Annotated in this window: 2 protein-coding genes; both read right to left on the reverse strand. The window is 65.2% G+C overall.

The genetic code is table 11. The annotated features are described in order from the left end of the window. A partial coding sequence (locus ENSA5_RS20650; RefSeq protein ID WP_146155925.1) for a hypothetical protein occupies nt 1-184 on the reverse strand: 184 nt, incomplete at its 3' end. An 18-nt stretch (nt 185-202) separates the two neighbouring features. Further along, the coding region (locus tag ENSA5_RS20655) for a hypothetical protein (RefSeq protein ID WP_219906823.1) at nt 203-535 on the reverse strand (333 nt) is incomplete at its 5' end.

The raw sequence follows: 535 nt of genomic DNA on the forward strand, positions 1-535 counted from the left end.
ACACAACGCGGAAGTAGTAGCGGTGCAGCCAGTAGGCCAGCGCGTAGGCGTTGCCGATCCCTGCCGCCGAGGTCCCGAATACATCGGTCCCCCGACCCGCGTCGTCGAGCACATAGGCCGCGACGCGCTCGCGCTCGCGCGCGGGCAGCAAGGTCTGGACGAGGTCAGGTCGCAGCGAGACCATGGCGGCCCGTAGCCTACTTCAGTACCGCACGGGCGGCCCGGACGGCTTCTCTTTGGGGTGCCGCCGCTCCAACCTGAGCTTCCAGTCCTCCGTCGACAGCGGGATCACGTAGACCGTCGGCCACACGAAGCGCCGATCTGTAGACCCAAGCCGCCGCGCCCAGTACTCGACATCGACTACCTGGTAGGGCTCATCATCGATGACCACGATCTCATGGATCCGAGGCACAAACTGAGCCGCCTCAGTTGTCTCGGTCCGAAACAACAAGCGTCCCTCGCAGGCGTACTCGACGTAGGGCATCAGACCCACCCATCTTAGCAGCCCAACGCCCCACACGGTGTCACCCAGGCC

It is taken from the genome of Enhygromyxa salina (genome assembly GCF_002994615.1).
In the GTDB taxonomy this organism is placed as follows: Bacteria; Myxococcota_A; Polyangia; order Nannocystales; family Nannocystaceae; genus Plesiocystis; species Plesiocystis salina_A.